Origin of the sequence: Oceanobacillus saliphilus (genome assembly GCF_023522835.1) — a bacterium.
GTDB lineage: Bacteria > Bacillota > Bacilli > Bacillales > Amphibacillaceae > Oceanobacillus > Oceanobacillus saliphilus.
This window is the reverse complement of the sequence record NZ_JALCZU010000007.1, coordinates 125,211-145,499: the sequence shown is the minus strand read 5'-3', so window position 1 is coordinate 145,499 and position 20,289 is coordinate 125,211. Positions and strand designations below refer to the sequence as shown.

Sequence of the window (20,289 nt, the reverse complement as noted above, 5' to 3'; positions counted from 1 at the left end):
TATAAGTTAATATTAAACCCTTAAATAAAAATTCCTGAAATGATTAATCTCGAATTCGATATAAATATATAACATCGCCAGAACAATGTCAAATATATTTAATTAAGATATTATTAATTAGAGAATAAATGGAGAATAACCTTTTATAATTCATAATTTAGCTATTTATTTAGTAGCCTAAATAAATAGCTCTAGTTAAACGAATGTTAATAAAAATGGAAAAGGTATTCTTACAATGAATAACAAAAAAGTACGAGCAGGTATTATATGCGGGTCATTTAATAACGGATGGGCTAGAGGGTCACATATTCCAGCAATGGAGCACCTGAAAGAGCTTGAACTCACTGCAGTTGGGACCAGCAATATAGAAGGTGCCATGATAAGCGCTGATACCTTCAAGGCAACTCATGCTTTTGATAAAGCGGAAGATTTGGCGCAACATTCTGATGTGGATATGGTAGTCGTCAGCATCAACGTAAAGGAACATTATGATGCAGTAAAAGCTATTGTTCCTGCTGTAAAACCAATTTATTGTGAATGGCCTCTAGACTCGAACACCACTGAAGCGATCGAAATGCAGGAATGGGTGGAGTCCCGACAATTGCCAAATGCGATTGGATTGCAGGCCAGACAGGCTCCAGCCATCAATTATGTTAAAGATTTATTGACGGAAGGCTATGTTGGAAAAGTTTTGTCAGCCAATTTAAATGTCTCTATTGATGCAATGGGTGGAGTGGGTGACAAGGCTACTGCGTACGTATTTGATCGGAAGATAGGAGGAAACTTGCTCACTATTGTAGGCGGACATAATCTTGATGCATTTACCTACATGCTTGGAGAGTTTAAAGAACTTTCAGCCGTCACAGCGCAACAATTCCCTGAAGTCGAATTGGTGGATATCCAAAAAGTCATTGAAAAAACGATAGATGATCAAATATTGATTACAGGTAAATTGACCAATGACGAAACAGCTAGCGTTCATATACAAGGGGGAGTTAAGTACCAAACAGGACTTACTCTTGAAATTTTCGGAGAGAAGGAAACAATCGTACTCAATGCGCCTGCTTCCATTCAAATGGGATCATACAAATTACGGGGTGCAGGCCCTACTGATAAAGAACTTCATTAATTAACAATCCCAAATGCTTATTACTGGGTACCAGATTCCCTTAAAAACGATACAGGATTGGTTCTGAATGTCGCTCAGGCTCACAGAAAGTTTGTTAAAGATATACAAGAAGGAACATCACTAACACCTAGTTTTGCGGATGCAGTAAAACTTCATCAGCTTCTTGATGCAGTGGAAAAAGCATCACAAACTGGAGAACGCCAATATTTATAATGGCTTTATTAATTATTAATTATTAATTACTGCTAATTAATTAAAATCATTGCTAAATAATCTGTAATTAATGGGTGCTTTAATGATGTAACGGAAAGTTTTGGCAGCTTCAGTCAAACTGGTTATCTATATATCTGGTGCCTCAGGAGAAGTCTAGTATTGGTGTAGGGTATGGTGATTTGAAAGTGAAACAGGGACCAATTGAATTTCTGCAAGGAACAGGAGTAGTCTGTAGGCGGGACGATGCATTTGATACGCACTTTCATGGCACGATGTGTGATCAGGATGGGAACGTATTTGGTGGCCATCTAGTGAAGGGGGAAAATCCCGTCATAACGGTGGATCTCGTATTGACAGAAATAGATGGTGTGGATTTTTACCGGAAATATGATGAAGAAACGAATGGTAATCAATTTTACCCGGTAGAACAAGGAAAATCTGTAACGTGTGTAATGCCAGTAAGCAAGAAAGAAGGTCATTCCTCTAGCGAATGACCTTCTTTATCTTTATTATCCGAGTTTGGACGAATAGATGTATAAATTTTTCTTATAAAAAACCTTTTGTTACAAGTAAACGTCTTATTGTATTATTACCTATGATTACTACAACACTAGTGACTAAATATGTTTAATTTTTCTATTCGGCTTATAGCTTCAATTAACCGATCTTCATCCACAAGCAGCCCTATGCGCACGTATCCCTCACCAAATGTTCCAAATCCATTTCCGGCGGCAACCGCAACATCTGCATTTTCAAGCAAATAGTCTGCAAATTCTTCGCTCTGGAAACCATCAGGAACCGGTAGCCATGCAAAGAAAGATCCTTGTGGCGCATCGACTTTCCAGCCAATTCGATTACATTCCTGAATCAAGGTGTCACGTCGTCTTTCATAGAGCGAAACTAATTCCTCTACGCATTCCTGACTATCCGTTAATGCGATTGCTGCAGCATGCTGAACGGCAGGGAAAATGCTGACAAACAAGTGGTCTTGCAGCAGATTGATAGCTTCAATCATCTTTGCATTCCCAACTGCAAAACCTATACGCCATCCTGCCATATTGTAGGTTTTAGATAATGTATACAGCTCAATTCCCACTTCCTTGGCACCTTCAGCCTCCATAAAGCTGGCCGGTTTTAATCCATTAAAACCGATAGCACCATATGCAAAGTCGTGTACAATTCCTATGTCATGCTTCTTGCCAAGCTGAACGGTTTCTTCAAAAAACGTAGCAGTTGCCGTTGCGCCAGTTGGGTTATTTGGATAATTTAAATAAAGTAATTTTGCATTTTCTTTCTGGGCCTCGGTTAGTGCCTCATAATCAGGTAAAAAACCATTTGCACGATGTAAAGGCATCGTGTCATAAGTGATATTTGCCAGGCCGACGCCAGATAAGTAATCGGGATATCCTGGGTCAGGAAGCAATAATAAATCTCCTTCATTCATTAAGGCGAGAGGGAGCTCAACCAAACCTATTTTAGTACCGAATAATACCGCCACTTCCAATTCTGGGTCGAGATCAACATTGTACTCCCGCTTGTAGAAATCTGCTGCTGCTTGCTTAAGTTCCCTCGTTCCACGAAAAGGAGAATACTTATGTGTATTCGGATTTTCAACAGACTGCTGCATTGCTTTTACAATATGTGGTGGGGTAGGTTGATCTGGATTCCCTTGCCCCAAATTAATAACATCCCTTCCTTCAGCAACAGCTGCTGCAACCTTTTTCACCAACGATGCAAAGAATTGGGAGGGTAAGCTTTTCAAACGGTCGGAAAATTCCATTATAAATCCCTCTTTTGCTAAAATAATTAGTTAAATCTTATATTCTTTTATGGAAGATGTCTAGTCTATAAATGACAGATCATTTCTTTTACAATCTATAGTCTATAAAAAACAATCTATAGTCTATAAAAATGCTAAACTTCCATTTACGAAAATTTTCAAATAAATCTACTGTAATATATTGCATTTTGGTAGAAAAAATAGTATGATTATGAACATTGATATATCGCACATGGCTCTTCGATAATTCTAAAAATTCAATAAAATAAAGAGCTAACATCTAGAGGAGGATCAATATATTATGAAGGACAAGCTATCATTTTCTTCTTATATGGCAATTGGATTTATGTTGTTTGCATTATTTTTTGGAGCGGGGAACTTAATCTTTCCAGCTCAATTGGGTCAATATTCAGGGACAAACATTGGACCTGCTGCAATTGGATTTCTAATTACCGGGGTAGGTCTTCCTTTGCTTGGAATATTGGCGATGGGCTTTTCGGGAAGCAGAAACTTGCAGGATTTAGCCAGTAGAGTTCATCCAATTTATGGAATATTCTTTACGGCGTTATTGTATTTGACAATTGGACCTTTCTTTGCCGCACCTAGAACAGGGACAGTTGCATTTGAAGTAGGGATTGCACCATTTGTTAGTGAAGGTTCACTGCAAAGTGCGCTGCTTATTTTCACTATTATCTTCTTTGCTATTGCACTTGTTTTCTCGCTATATCCAGCTAAGATAGTGAGTACCATAGGGAAATTTTTGGCACCATTACTTGTAGTACTGTTGGCAGTTCTGCTGCTGGTCGCTTTATTTAATCCAATGGGTGGATTGCAGTCGCCAGAGGGAGCGTATCAGAGTGGTGCGTTTATGACAGGGTTTTTAGAAGGCTACAACACGATGGATGCATTGGCTTCACTTGTGTTCGGTATAATCGTGATTAACGTTATTCGTTCAATGGGAATTACCGGGAAAAGTGAAATCCTTTCTGCTACAGCTAAATCGGGTACAATCGCAATTGTGCTTCTAGGAGTTATTTATGTAGGAATTGCTTACCTTGGAGCAACAAGCGCTTCAACTTTAGGTCTATTTGATACAGGTGGTCCTGTACTTAGTGGAGCTGCATCCCACTATTTTGGAACGGTTGGATCGCTTCTGTTGGCTGTAGTGATTATCATAGCTTGTTTAACGACAGCAATTGGACTAATCACAGCAAATGCAGAGTATTTCAATACACTCTTTCCGAATATGAGCTATAAAGTTTTGGTTGTATTTTTCACGGTATTAACATTTGTCATTGCCAACTTCGGATTGGCTAATATTATCACATTCTCAATACCAGTTTTAATGTTCTTATATCCGTTGGCAATCGTACTGATGCTGCTGACATTTATTTCCCCGCTATTCAATCATGCGAGGGTAGTATATGTGGCAACTACAGCTGTTACGTTCATATTAGCTGTTTTTGATGGGTTAAAAGCATTGTGTTCTACACTTGGAATTGATTATTTCAGCTGGATGGTACCAGCCGTATCATTCTTTGAAAATGTTCTACCATTATACAATGAGGGTCTTGGCTGGTTACTGCCGGCATTGATTGTTATTGTAATTACTGGAGTAATTGCTAAGTGGCAGAATTTAAGTTCTCCACAGGAAGTATAATAAAAAACCGGTTTCCACTAGGGAACCGGTTTTTTATGTGCAGATAAAGAAAGAAGTATAAAAACTTTCCGAACTGCATAAGTGAAACGGAGGCTGTCATTGAAAGACTTGTCACACTAAAATAAGTCAATGGATTTATCTATAATTGCATGTTGTTAAAATTTATTGGTGTTTCTTAACCAATTTTCTTTCATTACTGTAGTCAGGGCATGTATATCGCCAATTTCCATCAGATTAATAATCTCCCAGTGTTCCTCGACCGATTTTTCAGTCAATACAATAGAATTATGAAAGTATTGTCTTCTTACATGGGCCTGTAACGATTCCAATACGCCCTCTATGTACGGATTGCTTGCTGCGGAGACGATAATTTTATGGAAGTGTTCATCAATTTTTAAAGCTGAATAGTAATTTTCAGTTTTGATAGCTTCAGAGAAATGATTATTTGTTTTTCTCAGCTGTTCTAAAATCTCTTCTGTTAAATGAGGAATCGCCAATTCTGCAGATAACGCTTGTAATACAGCCAGTGGGGGAAGGAGGTCTTTGATGGAGTCCTTTTCCACTTCGGTTACTTGTGTAGCCTTTCCTGGATACATTTTTACAAACCCTTGTGACTCTAGTAACTGTAATGATTCGCGGATCGGTGTCCTGCTGACTCCCAATGCTTTTGCCAGTTCAGTATCGTTCAATTTTTCTCCGGGAAGTAAAGTTCCGTCAATAATCCATTGTTGAAGCTGATTATATGCATTTTCCTTTGCAGATAAACGAATTGGTTTTGAATGATCAGTTGGTATTGGCAATATATTCACACCTTCCTGGAAAGATAGAAAACACTTCTAATGAAAGTATACATTAAAATGTCAACTAATGAAATATGTAATATATTGCAATACGATAAAATGGAAATAAAGACCCATTTATTAACAACGCAATGCATTCTATATAGGAGATGTCGTTTAATGGAAAAGAAAGCTTTTTCCGATAGTAAGTGTGGATTAGCTTTCTTTTTTGTTCGCGTACTTTATAATTTATGGATAAAGTCTGTCCATTCGATAATCCTTGGAATCCCTTCCATTTGCCGATTATAAGCCTGGTCTTTTACATATAATTTGGTTGTGCTTTCAAAGAGAGTATTTAGAACTGCGGGTTTATCGTCTACGTAGTAATCGAGTTGCAAATCCTGTATGATATGTATTTTTTCTTCGTCCTGCATACCATAGAAAAACCGATCATCATGTACCGGGAACCCTTGTTGCTTTAACCAATCTTTGGATCTCTCACCATGTTCTTTTGGCCGTGCGGTAATGTAGTAAATTTCATGTCCTTTTTTCTCCAGTGCTTGCAACGTTTCTACAGCACCAGGAAATGGGGGACAGGCTGTATAGTAAATCTCATCCAGAGAGCTGTTCCACATTTCATTCCCCTGTTCGTCGGACATATCGAAAGCTTCATGGATTTCCACTCGCTGTATCTGATGAAATACATCTAATCCGACGGTTTTGTTTAACTTTCTGTTGTAAATATGAAAAGCATGCTCTCTTAAATTAATTAATGTATCATCAATATCAAAACCAAATCTCATAAATTCCCCTCATTATCGTATGAATTGCTATAGCTTGGATAGCCGATAAATTTAAAGTCAGGACCTATCCGGCTGATGTCTGTATAGTCCAATTCAATGGCGTCTTTCATTTGGTCGATGCCTGTACCTTCCAGGAAGGTAGGTGCATCTTTACCACCAATCAATTTTGGTGCAACATATAGAACTACTTTATCGATAAGTGCATGTTCAAGGAAAGAAGCGCTGATATTGCCCCCACCTTCAATTATCAGGGAAGAGATGCCTCTTTCTCCTAATTGTGCTACTACTTCCATTGGATCGGTATGTTTGCTTCCAGTTGTCTCAATCACAGTTATGTTCATGGCTTCCAGGGACTTCTTTTTTTCCTTATCGCAATTGCTGGTAGTGAAAATCAATGTTTCGGCCTCGTTGTCTGTAAGAACTTGTGCTTCCAAAGGGATTCTTAAACTAGAGTCCATGATAATACGAATGGGATTACGTCCGTTTGGTATTCTTGTTGTTAAAGCGGGATCATCTTTTAAGACAGTATTGATTCCCACTAGGATTGCCATATTTTCGTTCCTAAGTTGATGCACATCACGCCTGGATTCTTCAGAAGTTATCCATTTGCTACTGAACGTGCGGGATGCTACTTTTCCATCTAATGTTATTCCGGATTTTAATGTTACAAACGGTTGCTTTGTCATAATGAATTTATTGAAAACTTCATTCATCTTTTTCGATTCATTTTCCATTACCCCGGTAACAACTTCAATACCCGCATCTTTTAAAATTTTGACGCCGTTTCCCGCGACAATCGGGTTAGGGTCCAATGTTGCGATAACAACCTTTTTAATTCCTGCTTCTACGATTGCAATAGCGCAAGGTCCTGTTCGTCCGTGATGTGAGCAAGGTTCAAGTGTTACATAAATAGTTGCCCCTCTTGCCTTCTCGCCTGCCATTCGTAATGCATGAATCTCTGCATGCGGTTCTCCTGCTTTTAAGTGTGCACCAACGCCAACAATTCGGTTATCGATTACAATAACGGAACCAACAAGTGGGTTGGGATCCGTTTGTCCTTTCATTGCCTGCGCATTATTTAAAGCAAGATCCATATAAAATTCATCATTAGTCATTGCAGCAGGTCCTTTCTTCCTGTAAATGTCCAGATTTGTCAACTTTTGTTTGTAAATATTTTTGGTTATATTCGGACACATCTCCCCATAATGGTGTACGTCCCGTTACATGCATACCTGAATTTTCCAGTGCTTCTAGCTTTTGCGGATTATTTGTGATCAGTGTTACTGGTTTCATGCGCAGGGTTTTTAACACTTTAATGGCGTCATCGTAATCTCTGGAATCATTGACAAACCCAAGACTCTCATTGGCCTCTACCGTGTCATAACCATTTTCCTGAAGAACATAGGCCATTGCCTTGCTGAACAGGCCAATCCCTCTTCCTTCATGATTCGCCAAGTAAAATAAAGCACCCGATCCATGTTCCTTAATTTTTTTCATAGATTCTTTTAATTGAAAACCACAGTCACATCGTTTGCTTCCAAAAATATCTCCGGTATGGCAAATCGAATGCATTCGGATTAAAGCATCGTCTGCATTTTCGAAATCTCCGTATACAAGGACACTTGATTGCTGATACTCAGCCAGATTGGAGGAAGATAACTTATCGATGATCTTTTCATAATCCTCTGTGACCTCATCGTAATTCAGCCAGCAATACCATTGGAAAATGGTCGTCTCTCCATATAAGTTAACGGGCAATTGAATTGGACCTACCAAATATATAGCTTGATCGTCAGATCTTATTAATTGTATTTTGTCTTTTAATATAGAAAACACTTTTGATTCTAATTTGATTTGTTCCATTGTATAATCTCCTTTCACTTTCATCTTAGTATAATTAAAAAATGCCATATCATCAATTTTATTTTCTCGGTAGAGATATAATAACAAAATTGTCCGCATACCATTATGTTGATTGGATTATAAATATGCTTGGAATTTATCAATAGTGTAGGCTGTATGTTGAAGAAAAAAAGGGAATAGAGCAATTATTTGATAATAATGGAAATAATGGAAAAACTATGTTTGGTGTGCAATACTTATTGGGTAAGTTAAAAACAATACGACAATATCTTAGAAGGAGTGATGAAATGGTTGAAATTAAAAAAGGCCAACATGGAAATGAAGTGATAGTGGAAGAAAACCCTTTATCTAAATGGCTGTTTACCAATACAAAATCTGCTTGGATATGGTTAATACTCAGACTTTATATTGGTTATACGTGGTTTACTTCAGGAATTGGAAAAGTAACAAATGATGCATGGACCGGTGAAAATGCCGGTATGGCTCTTGAAGGCTATATGATGGGAGTTATGTCACTTGCTGAAGAAGGTGGGGTAGCGGGATGGTATGCATGGTTCCTGGAAACTGTGGTTATCCCAAATGCTGCTGTATTTTCCTATTTGGTAGCATGGGGTGAAGTGTTAGTGGGACTTGGACTAATTGTTGGATTTTTAACAGGTATTTCCGCATTCTTTGGTGCACTTATGAATATGTCATTTTTATTAGCCGGTACAGTCAGTTCAAATCCTATCATGTTAATCATTGCCATGTTATTAATATTGGCCTGGAAAGTAGCAGGTTGGTATGGGGTAGATCGTTGGGCATTGCCTGCTTTAGGAACTCCTTGGAGGGTACGGCGTAAGGGAGAATAGCTGTATGCAGGCGGTTGAAACCGAATAGGCTTCAACCGCCTTTTTACATGCAATCATTATTTTAACCCATTACTTGAGGAACACAAATCAATCCTTACCATTTCCGATAATTCCATAAAACAGCAGCTTAGTAATGTCTTCAGTCATCGGCAATAATTTCTGATACACATCTTTCCGTTGCATCGCTTCCTTTATCATTTGAATGTAAAATAAGATAGCTTCATTTGATATATCATGATTCATATAGCCTTGTTTTCTTCCTTCATTGAATAATTCAATAAGTTTTGGGAAAATTTCCCTAGCGTAAAGCTCTTCTATATAATTTATACCCTGTGAATAATCTTTCATAAAATAATTATAAAAGTCCTCATGAATATGTTTGGCACTTTCTTTTTTATTAAAAATGATTTGCTTTATTTTCTCAGGGAAAGCAATGTTACGATTTAATAATGCCTCGTATTCCTTCGATACTGTATCTACATAATGTATAAACACCTCGTGCACTAATTTATGCTTGCTTTCAAAATAGTTGTAGATTGTGACTTGAGAAACATTTGCTTTTTTCGCTATTTGAGCTACGGAAACGTTTTTCACCCCATGCGCCGTAAACAAAGATTGTGCAGTAACAAGAATATTTTTCTTTTTTTCTTTTCTGCGCTTCTCAAAACCGTCCATATCGTTTCACCTCACATTTATAGTAATAAAATTTATGTAATAAGACAATGTAAATAGTTCATAATTATATTGCAAAAGGAAATGCACTTATATAGTATGAATTATATAACATTAATTACTTTTTTAATCATCTGGAAGAAAAATATCTTATAGAAGGGGATGGAATGGTGACGATTTTAAAAACAACCAATTTAACGAAGAAATTCGGAAAGTTTACTGCACTTGATGGTGTTGATATTGAAGTGAACAAAGGGGAAGTATTTGGTTTTATCGGGCCGAACGGTGCTGGTAAGTCAACAGCAATCCGTGTCCTGCTTGGTATTTTAAAGGCGACGGAAGGGGAAGTGACGATTTTCGGAAAGGATGCTTGGAGGGAGGCTGTTGAAATACATAAACGTATCGCGTATGTTCCTGGGGATGTTAATTTATGGCCAAATCTGACAGGCGGGGAGGTAATTGACTTCTTTCTTAAGCTTCGTGGTGGGAACAACAAAGACAAAAAAGAAGAACTGATCAACAGATTTAAGTTGGACCCAGGAAAAAAATGCAGCACGTACTCAAAAGGAAACCGGCAAAAAGTTGCATTGGTTGCTGCTTTTTCCTCGGATGCAGATCTTTATATTTTGGATGAACCAACATCTGGTCTTGATCCGTTGATGGAAAATATATTTCAGGAATGCGTCATACAAGCCAAACGCGAAGGAAAAAGTGTGCTGCTTTCCAGTCATATTCTATCCGAGGTAGAAAAGTTATGTGATCGTGTTGGGATTATTCGTGAAGGTAAGATGATTGAAACAGGTTCATTACATGAATTGCGCCATTTAACCCGTACTAATTTTGTAGTTGAGACGAAGGAGCCCATTGTTTCTTTGAATGAATTAAAGGGCGTACATGGAATCGATGATAGAGAGAAGGAAGTCTCTTTTCAGGTGGATACAGAAGAGCTGGATCATGTGATTAAAACGATTAGTCAATATGGAATCATTCGATTGGAAAGTGCACCACCAACATTGGAAGACTTATTTATGCGTCATTATGAAGGCACGGATGAAACTGCAGATTCAGGAGCAGGAGGTGCGTAATCATGTATCAGTTGTTTAAAAATACTGGCAAACTTACCCGCTTCCAACTAAGGCAGGACAGAGTTCGTATACCAGTTTGGATAATTTCTTTATCAATCCTAACATTTGCCACAGCTCTGGCATTCGTTGACTTATATCAAAATGATGCAGAACGTCAGGCGGTAGCTGAAACAATGCGTAATCCTGCAATGACAGCGATGGTTGGCCAGGGGTACGGCCTGGATGACTATACAGTTGGTGCGATGATGGCGCATCAGATGTTACTTTTTACGGCAATTACTGTTGCTATTATGAGTATATTACTTGTTACACGTCATACCCGGACAGATGAGGAGGATGGCCGAGTTGAAATGATTCGCGCACTGCCTTCCGGGCGTTTATCCAATTTAACTTCCACTATTGTATTCGTGAGCATTACAAATGTAGTATTGGCATTGATTATAGGTTTTGGAAATTATGCTCTAGGTATCGAAAGTATGGATTTGGAAGGTTCATTATTATATGGAGCTGCTTTGGGCGTGACGGGTATCTTTTTTACAGCAATAACAGCTGTTTTTGCCCAACTATCCGAAAGTTCAAGAGGGACGATAGGTCTTTCCTTTGCAGTGTTGGGACTTACCTATCTTATACGTGCAATCGGTGATGTCGGAAATGAAACAATATCCTGGTTTTCCCCGCTGGGTTGGGTTTTAGGTACGGAGGTGTATGTTAATAACTATTGGTGGCCAATCGTATTGACACTAGGTTTTTCACTCATTTTATTTGTTGTAGCATTCATTCTGCATGCAATACGTGACATGGGGTCCGGTTTCCTACCTTCACGAACTGGCCGCAGAGATGCGTCAATCTTTTTGCAATCTCCGCTTGGTCTGGCAGTACGGCTTCAGCGGACGGCAATTATTTCCTGGGCGGTTGGTATGTTTGCAATTGGTGTTAGTTATGGGTCGGTACTAGGTGACTTGGAATCTTTTATGGCAGAAATAGAGATTATGGAGCAGATGGTAAGCCCGGTAGAAGGATTTTCGCTAACGGAGCAGTTTATTACGATGCTTATGGCAATTATGTCGATGATTAGCACCATTCCAGTCATTATGATAATTTTGAAAATCAAAAGTGAAGAAAACAAGAACCGAACTGAGCATTTATATAGTCATCCAATTACTCGAAATAGGGTTTTGGGAAATTATTTTATTTTATCTCTAGCTGTCAGTATTGTCATGCAGTTTCTGGCTATATTTGGCCTATGGTCAGCTGGGTCGACTGTTATGGATGATGGAATTTCATTCCGCACATTATTCAATGCTGGGATGATTTACTTACCGGCAATTTGGATAATGATCGGTGCTGCAGTGCTGCTTGTAGGTAGTGCACCAAAATTAAGTGGACTTATATGGCTTTATTTAATTTATTCTTTCATTATTGTTTACTTGGGTGATTTACTTCAATTGCCTGAATGGTTGAGTAAGTTATCTCCATTTGGACATATTCCTCAAATTCCAGTGGAAGAAATGGATATTTTGGTTGTTATCATTGTAACAATTGTGGCAATCACTTTAACGGTAGGAGGTTTCATCGGGTACAACAGAAGGGATATAAAAGGATGATCGTGATTTCTCGTGAGAAGAACTATAAGAAACATTATATAATTCTTATCACTCAACTATAATCGCCTTACTAAGCTTTGAAAAAGTAAGGCTGGTTCTTTTGTGTGGTGGTTTTCCTCTAATATGGTACATTTATGAGGATAATCATTTAAGAAAGTTCACGAGAACAAATTTTTAAAATTAGAACGATCAGACAGGGGCTACATAATGAAAAAACAAGAAAAAGAAGGATTAAAACCATTTATATCACTGATGCTATCAACAGGAATTCCAAAGTGGGCACTGATATTTGGCTTAGTTGGCAGCATCATTACGATGATTGTCGGCCTTTCCATACCATTGCTTACGAGGGAATTAGTTGATGGCTTTTCTGTCGAAACATTAAGCACAACACTTATTGTCATTATCATTTTAGTATTTATCGTTCAAGCAGTGGTGGACGGTTTATCCACGTATTTACTATCTGCTGTTGGACATAAAATTGTTGCACGGTTGCGTGAAAAGATGTGGTTTAAATTGATCCGTCTTCCAGTGAGCTATTTTGATAAAAATGCAAGTGGAGAATCAGTCAGTCGTGTGGTGAATGATACAGGAATTGTGAAAAACCTCATATCGCAGCATTTTCCACAGTTTATTACCGGACTCATTACGATAATAGGCGCTCTTATTATTCTGCTCATTATGGATTGGAAAATGACATTGTTAATGTTAATCGCAGTACCGGTTACGCTTGCCATTATGTTTCCTCTCGGAACAAAAATGGCGAAAGTATCAAAAGGGCTACAGGATGAGACAGCAGCTTTTACAGGAGATATCCAACAAACATTAAGTGAATCCCGTTTAATGAAGTCTTCAACCGCTGAAAAAGAGGAAGAAGAAAAGGGTCTTACAGGTATTGGCAAAATGTTTCAATATGGCTTGAAAGAGGCACGTATTTTTGCTTTGATTGGACCATTTATGTATACCATTATGATGTTTGTAATTGTTGTTATTATTGGGTATGGTGGAATCCGTGTCGCGGAAGGAACCATGTCAACCGGTTCTCTTGTTGCATTTCTGCTTTACTTGTTCCAGATTATTTATCCGATAACTTCATTTGCAATGTTCTTTACTGAATTACAGAAAGCTAAGGGAGCTACGGAGCGAATTATCGAGATCCTAGATGTCACGGAAGAAGGCGGCCAGGATGGGCTGGAAAAAGACATCTCCAATCAACCTGTTCATGTTTCTCACGTATCATTTTCCTACAGTGAAAATGAGCCCGTATTGGAAAACGTATCGTTCGATGCTCAACCAGGTGAGATGATTGCTTTCGCTGGTCCAAGTGGCGGAGGGAAAACAACGTTATTTAGCTTGTTGGAAAGATATTACGAACCAATTTTAGGAGAAATACGAGTTGGTAATACGCCTATTCATAAGTTATCGATGGTATCCTGGCGCAGTCAAATAGGCTATGTTTCTCAAGAAAGCGCAATGATGGCCGGGACGATACGTAATAATTTACTATACGGGTTGAAGGATTCTAAGAACATAACAGATGAACAATTATGGAAAGTTACCGAAATGGCATACGCAGATCAATTTATAAAAACATTTGCGAATGGACTTGATACCGAAGTAGGAGAGCGTGGAGTGAAGCTATCGGGTGGGCAACGACAGCGAATCAGTATTGCCAGGGCTTTTTTAAGGGATCCTAAAATTTTGATGCTGGATGAAGCAACAGCAAGTTTGGATAGTCAATCAGAACATGCTGTCCAGGAAGCACTTACAAGATTAATGGAAGGGCGCACAACCTTTGTTATTGCGCACAGGTTATCAACAATTGTTGATGCAGATAAAATCATTTTTATTGAAGATGGTAATGTCACGGGAATGGGTACACATCAGCAATTAATTGAATCACATGAATTGTATAGAAAGTTTGCAGAACAACAATTGACATAGGGTAATACCGATAAAAGATAATAAATACTTTACTCAAAAGTTGATTGAAAAGAATTTTATTAAGTAGATTAGCCTCATTTCCATTATTGGAAATGAGGTTTATTGAAAATATTTTAGCAGCAATTATTACTTGCACGTAAACAACTACATCCAAATCCAGCGGTTATGGAGGGCCGGCTAAAACTGGGATGGAGCCTAGTTCGTCCTATTGCTGTATGATTATTCGATTAACATCGGGATTACATCAAACCAACTGATCTTTTGATATTTATTTGCATCATATAGTACCTTGCATTGTATAGTACTTCATGATATCTTATTAATAAGAGTACTATAAATGAATCAGTACTATATAATATATACTAGCGGATGATTTGGAAAAGAGGGTGGTTCGACGATGAATGTGCAATTTAAAAAAGGTGTATTGGAATTATGCGTTCTTGTTTTATTGGATCAAAAGGAACGCTATGGCTATGAACTTGTACAAAAGATATCTGAGCAAATTGATATCTCTGAAGGGTCTGTCTACCCCTTATTAAGGAGATTAACGAAGGAAGGGTATTTTACAACCTATTTGAAGGAGTCTACAGAAGGTCCACCAAGAAAGTATTACAAACTGACAGATGTAGGAAGAAACTATCTTCAGGAACTACTTGATGAATGGAATCAGTTTTCAAATGGAGTGAATCAATTAATAAAAGAAGGTGTTCATGATGACTAAAGACCAATTTTTATCGACATTAAACACATCTTTGAAAAGACTATCAACAGAGGAAAGACATGATATTTTGCAAGATTTTGAGGAGCATTTTGCCATTGGAGTAGGGGAAGGGAAAACAGAGGAGCAAATTTCAGCGTCGCTTGGATCCCCCCATCAGATTGCAAAGGAATTGGTTGCCACTTATCATGTTGATAAAGTAGAGACAACTGCTACAACAAGTAATATGTTTCGTGCGGTATGGGCAGTCATTGGGTTGGGGTTCTTCAATCTTATTATTGTATTGGGACCATTCATTGCCTTAGCGGCAATTATTTTATCTGGTTGGATTGCTGGGATTTCATTCATTGTCTCACCAGTAATCGTAATGATAAACACAATCATTTATCCTGAAGTATTTAACTTCTATAATTTGTTTTTCTCTATTGCACTTGCCGGTCTTGGCTTATTAATTACAATTGGTATGTACTATGTTACGCGTACAGTTACTAGGTGGTTTGTTCGTTATTTAAAATTCAATGTAAGATTTCTCAAAGGGGGATTGAAACATGTCTAAAGTTAAAAAACTTTCCATAGTAGCCATTCTTCTCTTATTGGTTGGTGTGATTGGAAGTATTTTTACATTTAATTTAACAGAAGCGACGAACGTAATGGAAGAAAGCAAAGAATTTGTTGATAAGGATTTTACGGATATCGATGTTGTGGCTGATAATGCTGAAATTGAAATTTTACCATCTGATAATACGATTACCACTGTAACATTCGGTGGAAATGATAGCAGTTATCATTTTTCCGCGGATGTAAAAGATGACATTCTCTCAATAAAAGTGAAGGAAAAAAGATTAACGTTCATTAATTTCAGTTTTTCTTCTCCCCCTAAATTAAAGGTTTATGTTCCTGTAAAAAATTATGAAACATTACAAATAAAAGGAAACAACGGTAAAATTACAGTCCAAGGAATGCAATCGGAGGATATTGATGTTCAAACTAACAATGGCCGAATTGAATTGAAGGATATACAGAGTACTAGATTGTCAACGGATACTGACAACGGAGCCATTCTATTGGAACATGTTGAAGGCGAAATTATTGGGAGAACGAATAATGGCAGGGTCAAAGTTACCGTGGAGCATTTAGATCGTCCCATCGATATTCAAACGGACAATGGTCGGATTGAAATAGAGACGAAAACGGAACCGACAAATGCAATCCTGGATATGAAAGTAGATAATGGATCAGTGACTGTCTTTGGTAATTCCAATTGGGATACTGTCATTGGTGAGGGAGAAAATCTAATAAAATTGAAAACCAACAATGGTAAAATTGAGCTGACTAAACATTAAATAGTTGGCGAATTAGCAGCTTCCCTATTTACTATTATGGAAAGATTATAAAAAACGAGTTAACATCATAAAATTACTTTGCTCAAACGTTTGATTGAAAAATTCACTACACTAAAAAGCTTCATTTCCAACATTGGAAATGAAGCTTTTTAGTGTAGTAAAACGAGCACGATTTTAGTTTCTTAACATAGAAATGATACATAAGTTTCCTTAGGGAAAAACATTAAACTAACACAAAAATACTTGACTTATGGTAAAACAGGAATTAAACTAGCCTCAAACTAATAAACTTGCGTATAGGCAAAATAAAAAGGAGGACGAAACATGAAAGTATTAATGAAAAAGTTATGGGTTGTGGCATTATTCGTTTTAGTGCTCGTATTCGCCGGATGTAATTCAGAAAATGGGACTTCACAAGCTAGTGATGAAACGATTCATGTAGTTACAACGATTGCACAGATTGGGGAACCCTTGTCCATCATTGGTGGAGATCGAGTTGACGTAAAAAGTTTGATGGGGCCATCGGTGGATCCACATCTTTACAATCCGACTCAAAGTGATATTACAACCATTGCTGAAGCAGATCTGGTTTTCTACAACGGTTTAGATTTGGAAGCTAACATGGTTGAAATGTTTGAGGAGATGTCAAGTACGGTACCAGTTTTGGCATTGGGAGAGACAATACCCGAACAATCTTTATTACATGATGAAGAAGGGGCAGTCGATCCTCATATTTGGTTTGATTTGGATCTTTGGCAAAAGGCGTTGGAAGCGGCCATTGAGGCGTTAAAAGAATACGCTCCTGAGGATGCGGATTATTTTGAAGATAATAAACAAAACTATATAAAAGAATTGGATAAAGTACGACAGGAATCAGAGAAGCTAGCTGAAATACCGGATGCTAAAAGAATACTTATTACTGCGCATGATGCTTTTGGATATTTCGGTAAAATGCATCATATGGAGGTTATTGGACTGCAAGGTTTAAGTACCGATGGGGAAATAGGCGTTTCTGATATCAATGAAACGATTGAAATTATTAAGGAATATCAAGTACCTGCCATTTTTGTTGAAAGTAGTATTAATGAAAGTTCCATACGTGCGGTCATTGAAGGGGCGAAAAGCAATGGATTGGCAGTGGAATTGGGTGGAGAATTATTTTCTGACGCGATGGGAGAGCCCGGCAGTGAAGAAGGTACGTATATAGGTATGTATCGTCATAATATTAATACAATTTATGAAGCCTTAATTACGGAGGAAGAATAAAATGGACGATGCTATTATCAAGGTGAATCATTTGGCTGCTTCGTATAGAAGAAACACAGTACTTCACGATGTTAGTTTTGAAATCCAGCCGGGTTCACTGACAGGCATCGTTGGACCAAATGGTGCCGGAAAATCAACACTTATAAAAACAATGCTTCATCTCCACCCACCATTAAAAGGGTCGGTTCGGTTTTTTGGACTCCCATTCAAAAAAGTAAAAAAGAGAATAGGTTATGTTCCCCAGAGAGGATCAGTAGATTGGGAGTTTCCCACAAATGCCCTTGATGTTGTCACAATGGGACTTTATGGGCAGATTGGTTGGCTGAAAAATCCATCGAATCTTCATAAAAAGAAGGCATATGAGGCTCTTGATAAAATGGGCATGGCAAATTATGCCAATCGTCAAATAAGCCAGCTATCGGGTGGCCAGCAGCAACGTGTGTTTTTAGCACGTGCACTGGTTCAGGATGCCGATCTGTATTTTATGGATGAACCTCTTGCAGGTGTAGATGCAGCAACAGAGGTTGCCATTATGACTATACTGAAAGACTTGAAAGACTCAGGGAAGACTGTAATGGTTGTGCATCATGATTTACAGACAGTTAAAGGTTATTTTGATCATGTTCTACTGTTGAACCGTACAGTAATAAGTCATGGTAAAACGAACGATGTTTATACAAAAGAGAATATAGCGAAGACGTACGGAGGGGATTTGCGATGGATGAGGGAGGAGCAAACCCATGTGGTCCATTCTATTGAATAGTAACACGCAATGGGTGATGGTCAGTACAATGATTCTCGGTGTCGCCAGTGGTTTAATAGGCTGTTTCGCTTATTGGAAACGACAAAGTTTAATGAGCGATGCTTTGGCTCATGCTTCATTACCAGGTGTCATTATTGCTTTTCTTATTTTCAGAGAAAAGAACTTATTTATCCTGATTATAGGAGCTGCGATCAGTGCATTGATTGGTGCCTTTTTTATCCAGTGGATTCGATCATCGACAAGAATAACAGAGGATACGGCGATGGGGATGATCCTTTCCATTTTTTATGGATTGGGAATTATGCTGCTGACTGTAGCCAACAGAAGCGCTGGGGGGAATCAAAGTGGACTGGATAGTTTTATATATGGGCAGGCTGCTTCCATGGTAAGGTCAGATGTTATGACTATGCTGATATTGGCATTGCTGGTTATTTTCGTTGTTTTTGCTGGTTTAAAAGAATGGAAAATTTACCTGTTTGATCCTGAATTCGCGAAAGGACAAGGACTTTCCTTAAAAGGGATGGATACATTATATACAGCGGTGCTGGTAACAACGATTGTGATAGGTATTCAGGCAGTAGGGGTAATTTTGATGGCAGCATTGCTGATCATACCACCAGTAAGCAGCAATTATTGGACCAATTCATTTAAAACGATGCTTCTATTATCTGCCTTCTTTGGGGGAATGGCAGGTATTGGAGGTACAATCATAAGTGCATTTGGCAGCGGGTGGCCCACAGGTCCCTTTATCGTGATTATTGCCTCTGGATTGTTTGTTATTTCACTGGTTTTTGGCAAGGAAAAGGGTATTCTTATTAACTATTTGTATTTTAAAAAAGATCGGAAACGAATGACATACGAAAAGAAAGATGGCATTCTGCAATCAAGAGGTGCGAAGTAGATGTCTTATACAGGATGGATTATTTTAACAGCTTCCTTAGTAGGTCTTACTTGTGGTTTAATTGGCGTATTTCTGATTCTCAGAAAAATGGCAATGATGGCGGATGCAATCAGTCATACTGTTCTTTTGGGCATTGTCATTGCCTATTTGATTACGAATGAACTAAATGGTCCGCATATGTTGGTAGGCGCATTGCTGGCAGGGTTGTTAACTGCCGTTTTAATTCAATGGCTCCAAACATTTAATATTCAGCAGGATGCAGCGATTGGAATCGTGTTTACGACGTTGTTCGCAATTGGAGTTGTCCTTATTGCTACATCTGTCGGTAATGCGCATTTAGATGTGCAGCATGCTTTAATGGGTGAGATTACGTTTATCCCATTCAATACAATAACACTTCCATTGGTCGGCAATGTTCCGCAGGCTACCGCAATGCTAATAATCGTATTCTTTATCGTATTGTTTTTCATCCTTGTGTTTTATAAGGAATGGAAGATTACTTCATTCGATCCTGCGCTGGCGGCAAGCTTAGGCATTCCTGTGCTATTGATGCATTATTTATTTATGAGTCTCGTTTCACTCACGACCGTTGCTTCTTTTGATGCAGTTGGCGCAATAATGGTCGTTGCAATGTTAATCACGCCTGCTGCTTCCGCTTACCTATGGACAGACAAACTTTCCATAATGCTTGTACTGAGCGGCTCATTTGGTGTGATATCAGCAATTCTAGGGTATTACCTAGCTGCATGGATAGATACATCGATATCAGGTTCCATGGCATTTGCGACAGGAATCGTTTTTCTCGTAAGTTTTATCTTTTCCCCGACACATGGGTTGATTGGTAAATATATAAAACCGGTTAAGGGATAAATTTTGTAAGCTCATTGAAAGTTAGGTAATCCAATAAGCTGCCGA

At 38.2% G+C, this 20,289-nt stretch carries 20 protein-coding genes; 14 read left to right on the top strand and 6 right to left on the bottom strand.

All coding sequences use genetic code 11. The features are described from left to right. Positions 1-235: 235 nt before the first annotated feature. Complete coding sequence (locus MN204_RS12935; RefSeq protein WP_249871505.1) at positions 236-1,129, top strand: Gfo/Idh/MocA family protein; 894 nt, start codon at positions 236-238, stop codon at positions 1,127-1,129. A gap of 398 nt (positions 1,130-1,527) precedes the next feature. Continuing rightward, positions 1,528-1,836 carry a PCC domain-containing protein gene (locus tag MN204_RS12930; protein ID WP_249871582.1) on the top strand — a complete coding sequence of 103 codons (309 nt, stop codon included), beginning with the start codon at positions 1,528-1,530 and terminating at the stop codon, positions 1,834-1,836. Between the two features lie 116 nt (positions 1,837-1,952). Here MN204_RS12930 and MN204_RS12925 read toward each other — a convergent pair whose 3' ends face one another. Beyond that, positions 1,953-3,122, bottom strand: a complete 1,170-nt coding sequence (locus tag MN204_RS12925) for a pyridoxal phosphate-dependent aminotransferase (RefSeq protein ID WP_249871504.1) — start codon at positions 3,120-3,122, stop codon at positions 1,953-1,955. Between the two features lie 301 nt (positions 3,123-3,423). On the opposite strand from MN204_RS12925, the gene brnQ reads away from it, so the two are divergent. Continuing rightward, positions 3,424-4,782: a branched-chain amino acid transport system II carrier protein gene (gene brnQ, locus MN204_RS12920; protein ID WP_249871503.1), complete on the top strand. Its 1,359-nt coding sequence runs from the start codon at positions 3,424-3,426 to the stop codon at positions 4,780-4,782. A gap of 155 nt (positions 4,783-4,937) precedes the next feature. Here the strand turns inward: brnQ and MN204_RS12915 are convergent, their stop codons facing one another. From MN204_RS12915 to MN204_RS12900, 4 genes are all read right to left on the bottom strand, one after another. Next, positions 4,938-5,582: a GntR family transcriptional regulator gene (locus MN204_RS12915; protein ID WP_249871502.1), complete on the bottom strand. Its 645-nt coding sequence runs from the start codon at positions 5,580-5,582 to the stop codon at positions 4,938-4,940. A 221-nt stretch (positions 5,583-5,803) separates the two neighbouring features. Next, complete coding sequence (locus MN204_RS12910; RefSeq protein WP_249871501.1) at positions 5,804-6,364, bottom strand: 5' nucleotidase, NT5C type; 561 nt, start codon at positions 6,362-6,364, stop codon at positions 5,804-5,806. Then, positions 6,361-7,479 carry a bifunctional diaminohydroxyphosphoribosylaminopyrimidine deaminase/5-amino-6-(5-phosphoribosylamino)uracil reductase RibD gene (ribD, locus tag MN204_RS12905; protein WP_249871500.1) on the bottom strand — a complete coding sequence of 373 codons (1,119 nt, stop codon included), beginning with the start codon at positions 7,477-7,479 and terminating at the stop codon, positions 6,361-6,363. Before ribD ends, MN204_RS12910 begins: the two co-directional genes overlap by 4 nt. Continuing rightward, the gene (locus MN204_RS12900) at positions 7,472-8,227 is read right to left on the bottom strand and encodes a GTP cyclohydrolase II (protein ID WP_249871499.1); all 756 of its coding nucleotides are present in this window, start codon (positions 8,225-8,227) and stop codon (positions 7,472-7,474) included. Before MN204_RS12900 ends, ribD begins: the two co-directional genes overlap by 8 nt. A gap of 287 nt (positions 8,228-8,514) precedes the next feature. On the opposite strand from MN204_RS12900, the gene MN204_RS12895 reads away from it, so the two are divergent. Next, complete coding sequence (locus MN204_RS12895) at positions 8,515-9,078, top strand: DoxX family protein (RefSeq protein ID WP_249871498.1); 564 nt, start codon at positions 8,515-8,517, stop codon at positions 9,076-9,078. An 87-nt stretch (positions 9,079-9,165) separates the two neighbouring features. Here the strand turns inward: MN204_RS12895 and MN204_RS12890 are convergent, their stop codons facing one another. Then, positions 9,166-9,753, bottom strand: coding sequence for a TetR/AcrR family transcriptional regulator (locus MN204_RS12890; protein WP_249871497.1), 588 nt, complete (start codon positions 9,751-9,753; stop codon positions 9,166-9,168). 167 nt (positions 9,754-9,920) lie between these two features. Between MN204_RS12890 and MN204_RS12885 the strand changes: the two genes are divergently transcribed. The 10 genes from MN204_RS12885 to MN204_RS12840 all read left to right on the top strand — a co-directional run bounded on the left by MN204_RS12885 (position 9,921) and on the right by MN204_RS12840 (position 20,244). Then, entirely contained in the window at positions 9,921-10,835 is a 915-nt protein-coding gene (locus tag MN204_RS12885; protein WP_368858667.1) for an ABC transporter ATP-binding protein, read from the top strand. A 2-nt stretch (positions 10,836-10,837) separates the two neighbouring features. Then, the gene (locus tag MN204_RS12880; protein WP_249871495.1) at positions 10,838-12,439 is read left to right on the top strand and encodes an ABC transporter permease; all 1,602 of its coding nucleotides are present in this window, start codon (positions 10,838-10,840) and stop codon (positions 12,437-12,439) included. Positions 12,440-12,646: 207 nt separating this feature from the next. Beyond that, a complete protein-coding gene (locus MN204_RS12875) occupies positions 12,647-14,383 on the top strand; it encodes an ABC transporter ATP-binding protein (protein ID WP_249871494.1) in 1,737 nt (578 codons plus the stop codon). A gap of 397 nt (positions 14,384-14,780) precedes the next feature. Next, the gene (locus tag MN204_RS12870) at positions 14,781-15,104 is read left to right on the top strand and encodes a PadR family transcriptional regulator (RefSeq protein WP_249871493.1); all 324 of its coding nucleotides are present in this window, start codon (positions 14,781-14,783) and stop codon (positions 15,102-15,104) included. Then, positions 15,097-15,657, top strand: coding sequence for an HAAS signaling domain-containing protein (locus tag MN204_RS12865; protein WP_249871492.1), 561 nt, complete (start codon positions 15,097-15,099; stop codon positions 15,655-15,657). The genes MN204_RS12870 and MN204_RS12865 overlap by 8 nt, the downstream gene beginning before the upstream one ends. Continuing rightward, a complete protein-coding gene (locus tag MN204_RS12860) occupies positions 15,650-16,444 on the top strand; it encodes a DUF4097 family beta strand repeat-containing protein (protein WP_249871491.1) in 795 nt (264 codons plus the stop codon). Before MN204_RS12865 ends, MN204_RS12860 begins: the two co-directional genes overlap by 8 nt. 324 nt (positions 16,445-16,768) lie before the next feature. Next, positions 16,769-17,710 (top strand): metal ABC transporter solute-binding protein, Zn/Mn family, encoded by a 942-nt coding sequence (locus MN204_RS12855; RefSeq protein ID WP_249871490.1) that lies wholly within the window; start codon positions 16,769-16,771, stop codon positions 17,708-17,710. Position 17,711: 1 nt separating this feature from the next. After that, positions 17,712-18,473, top strand: a complete 762-nt coding sequence (locus tag MN204_RS12850) for a metal ABC transporter ATP-binding protein (RefSeq protein WP_249871489.1) — start codon at positions 17,712-17,714, stop codon at positions 18,471-18,473. Further along, positions 18,451-19,374, top strand: a complete 924-nt coding sequence (locus MN204_RS12845; RefSeq protein WP_249871488.1) for a metal ABC transporter permease — start codon at positions 18,451-18,453, stop codon at positions 19,372-19,374. The genes MN204_RS12850 and MN204_RS12845 overlap by 23 nt, the downstream gene beginning before the upstream one ends. After that, positions 19,375-20,244: a metal ABC transporter permease gene (locus MN204_RS12840; RefSeq protein WP_249871487.1), complete on the top strand. Its 870-nt coding sequence runs from the start codon at positions 19,375-19,377 to the stop codon at positions 20,242-20,244. Positions 20,245-20,289: the final 45 nt, after the last annotated feature.

What these genes read in the sequence shown, in the direction of transcription:
- MN204_RS12935 (WP_249871505.1), top strand. Translation starts at nt 236, where the DNA reads ATGAATAACAAAAAAGTACGAGCAGGTATTATATGCGGGTCATTTAAT.
- MN204_RS12925 (WP_249871504.1), bottom strand. Translation starts at nt 3,122, where the DNA reads ATGGAATTTTCCGACCGTTTGAAAAGCTTACCCTCCCAATTCTTTGCA.
- brnQ (WP_249871503.1), top strand. Translation starts at nt 3,424, where the DNA reads ATGAAGGACAAGCTATCATTTTCTTCTTATATGGCAATTGGATTTATG.
- MN204_RS12910 (WP_249871501.1), bottom strand. Translation starts at nt 6,364, where the DNA reads ATGAGATTTGGTTTTGATATTGATGATACATTAATTAATTTAAGAGAG.
- ribD (WP_249871500.1), bottom strand. Translation starts at nt 7,479, where the DNA reads ATGACTAATGATGAATTTTATATGGATCTTGCTTTAAATAATGCGCAG.
- MN204_RS12900 (WP_249871499.1), bottom strand. Translation starts at nt 8,227, where the DNA reads ATGGAACAAATCAAATTAGAATCAAAAGTGTTTTCTATATTAAAAGAC.
- MN204_RS12895 (WP_249871498.1), top strand. Translation starts at nt 8,515, where the DNA reads ATGGTTGAAATTAAAAAAGGCCAACATGGAAATGAAGTGATAGTGGAA.
- MN204_RS12890 (WP_249871497.1), bottom strand. Translation starts at nt 9,753, where the DNA reads ATGGACGGTTTTGAGAAGCGCAGAAAAGAAAAAAAGAAAAATATTCTT.
- MN204_RS12880 (WP_249871495.1), top strand. Translation starts at nt 10,838, where the DNA reads ATGTATCAGTTGTTTAAAAATACTGGCAAACTTACCCGCTTCCAACTA.
- MN204_RS12875 (WP_249871494.1), top strand. Translation starts at nt 12,647, where the DNA reads ATGAAAAAACAAGAAAAAGAAGGATTAAAACCATTTATATCACTGATG.
- MN204_RS12870 (WP_249871493.1), top strand. Translation starts at nt 14,781, where the DNA reads ATGAATGTGCAATTTAAAAAAGGTGTATTGGAATTATGCGTTCTTGTT.
- MN204_RS12865 (WP_249871492.1), top strand. Translation starts at nt 15,097, where the DNA reads ATGACTAAAGACCAATTTTTATCGACATTAAACACATCTTTGAAAAGA.
- MN204_RS12860 (WP_249871491.1), top strand. Translation starts at nt 15,650, where the DNA reads ATGTCTAAAGTTAAAAAACTTTCCATAGTAGCCATTCTTCTCTTATTG.
- MN204_RS12855 (WP_249871490.1), top strand. Translation starts at nt 16,769, where the DNA reads ATGAAAGTATTAATGAAAAAGTTATGGGTTGTGGCATTATTCGTTTTA.
- MN204_RS12850 (WP_249871489.1), top strand. Translation starts at nt 17,712, where the DNA reads ATGGACGATGCTATTATCAAGGTGAATCATTTGGCTGCTTCGTATAGA.
- MN204_RS12845 (WP_249871488.1), top strand. Translation starts at nt 18,451, where the DNA reads ATGTGGTCCATTCTATTGAATAGTAACACGCAATGGGTGATGGTCAGT.
- MN204_RS12840 (WP_249871487.1), top strand. Translation starts at nt 19,375, where the DNA reads ATGTCTTATACAGGATGGATTATTTTAACAGCTTCCTTAGTAGGTCTT.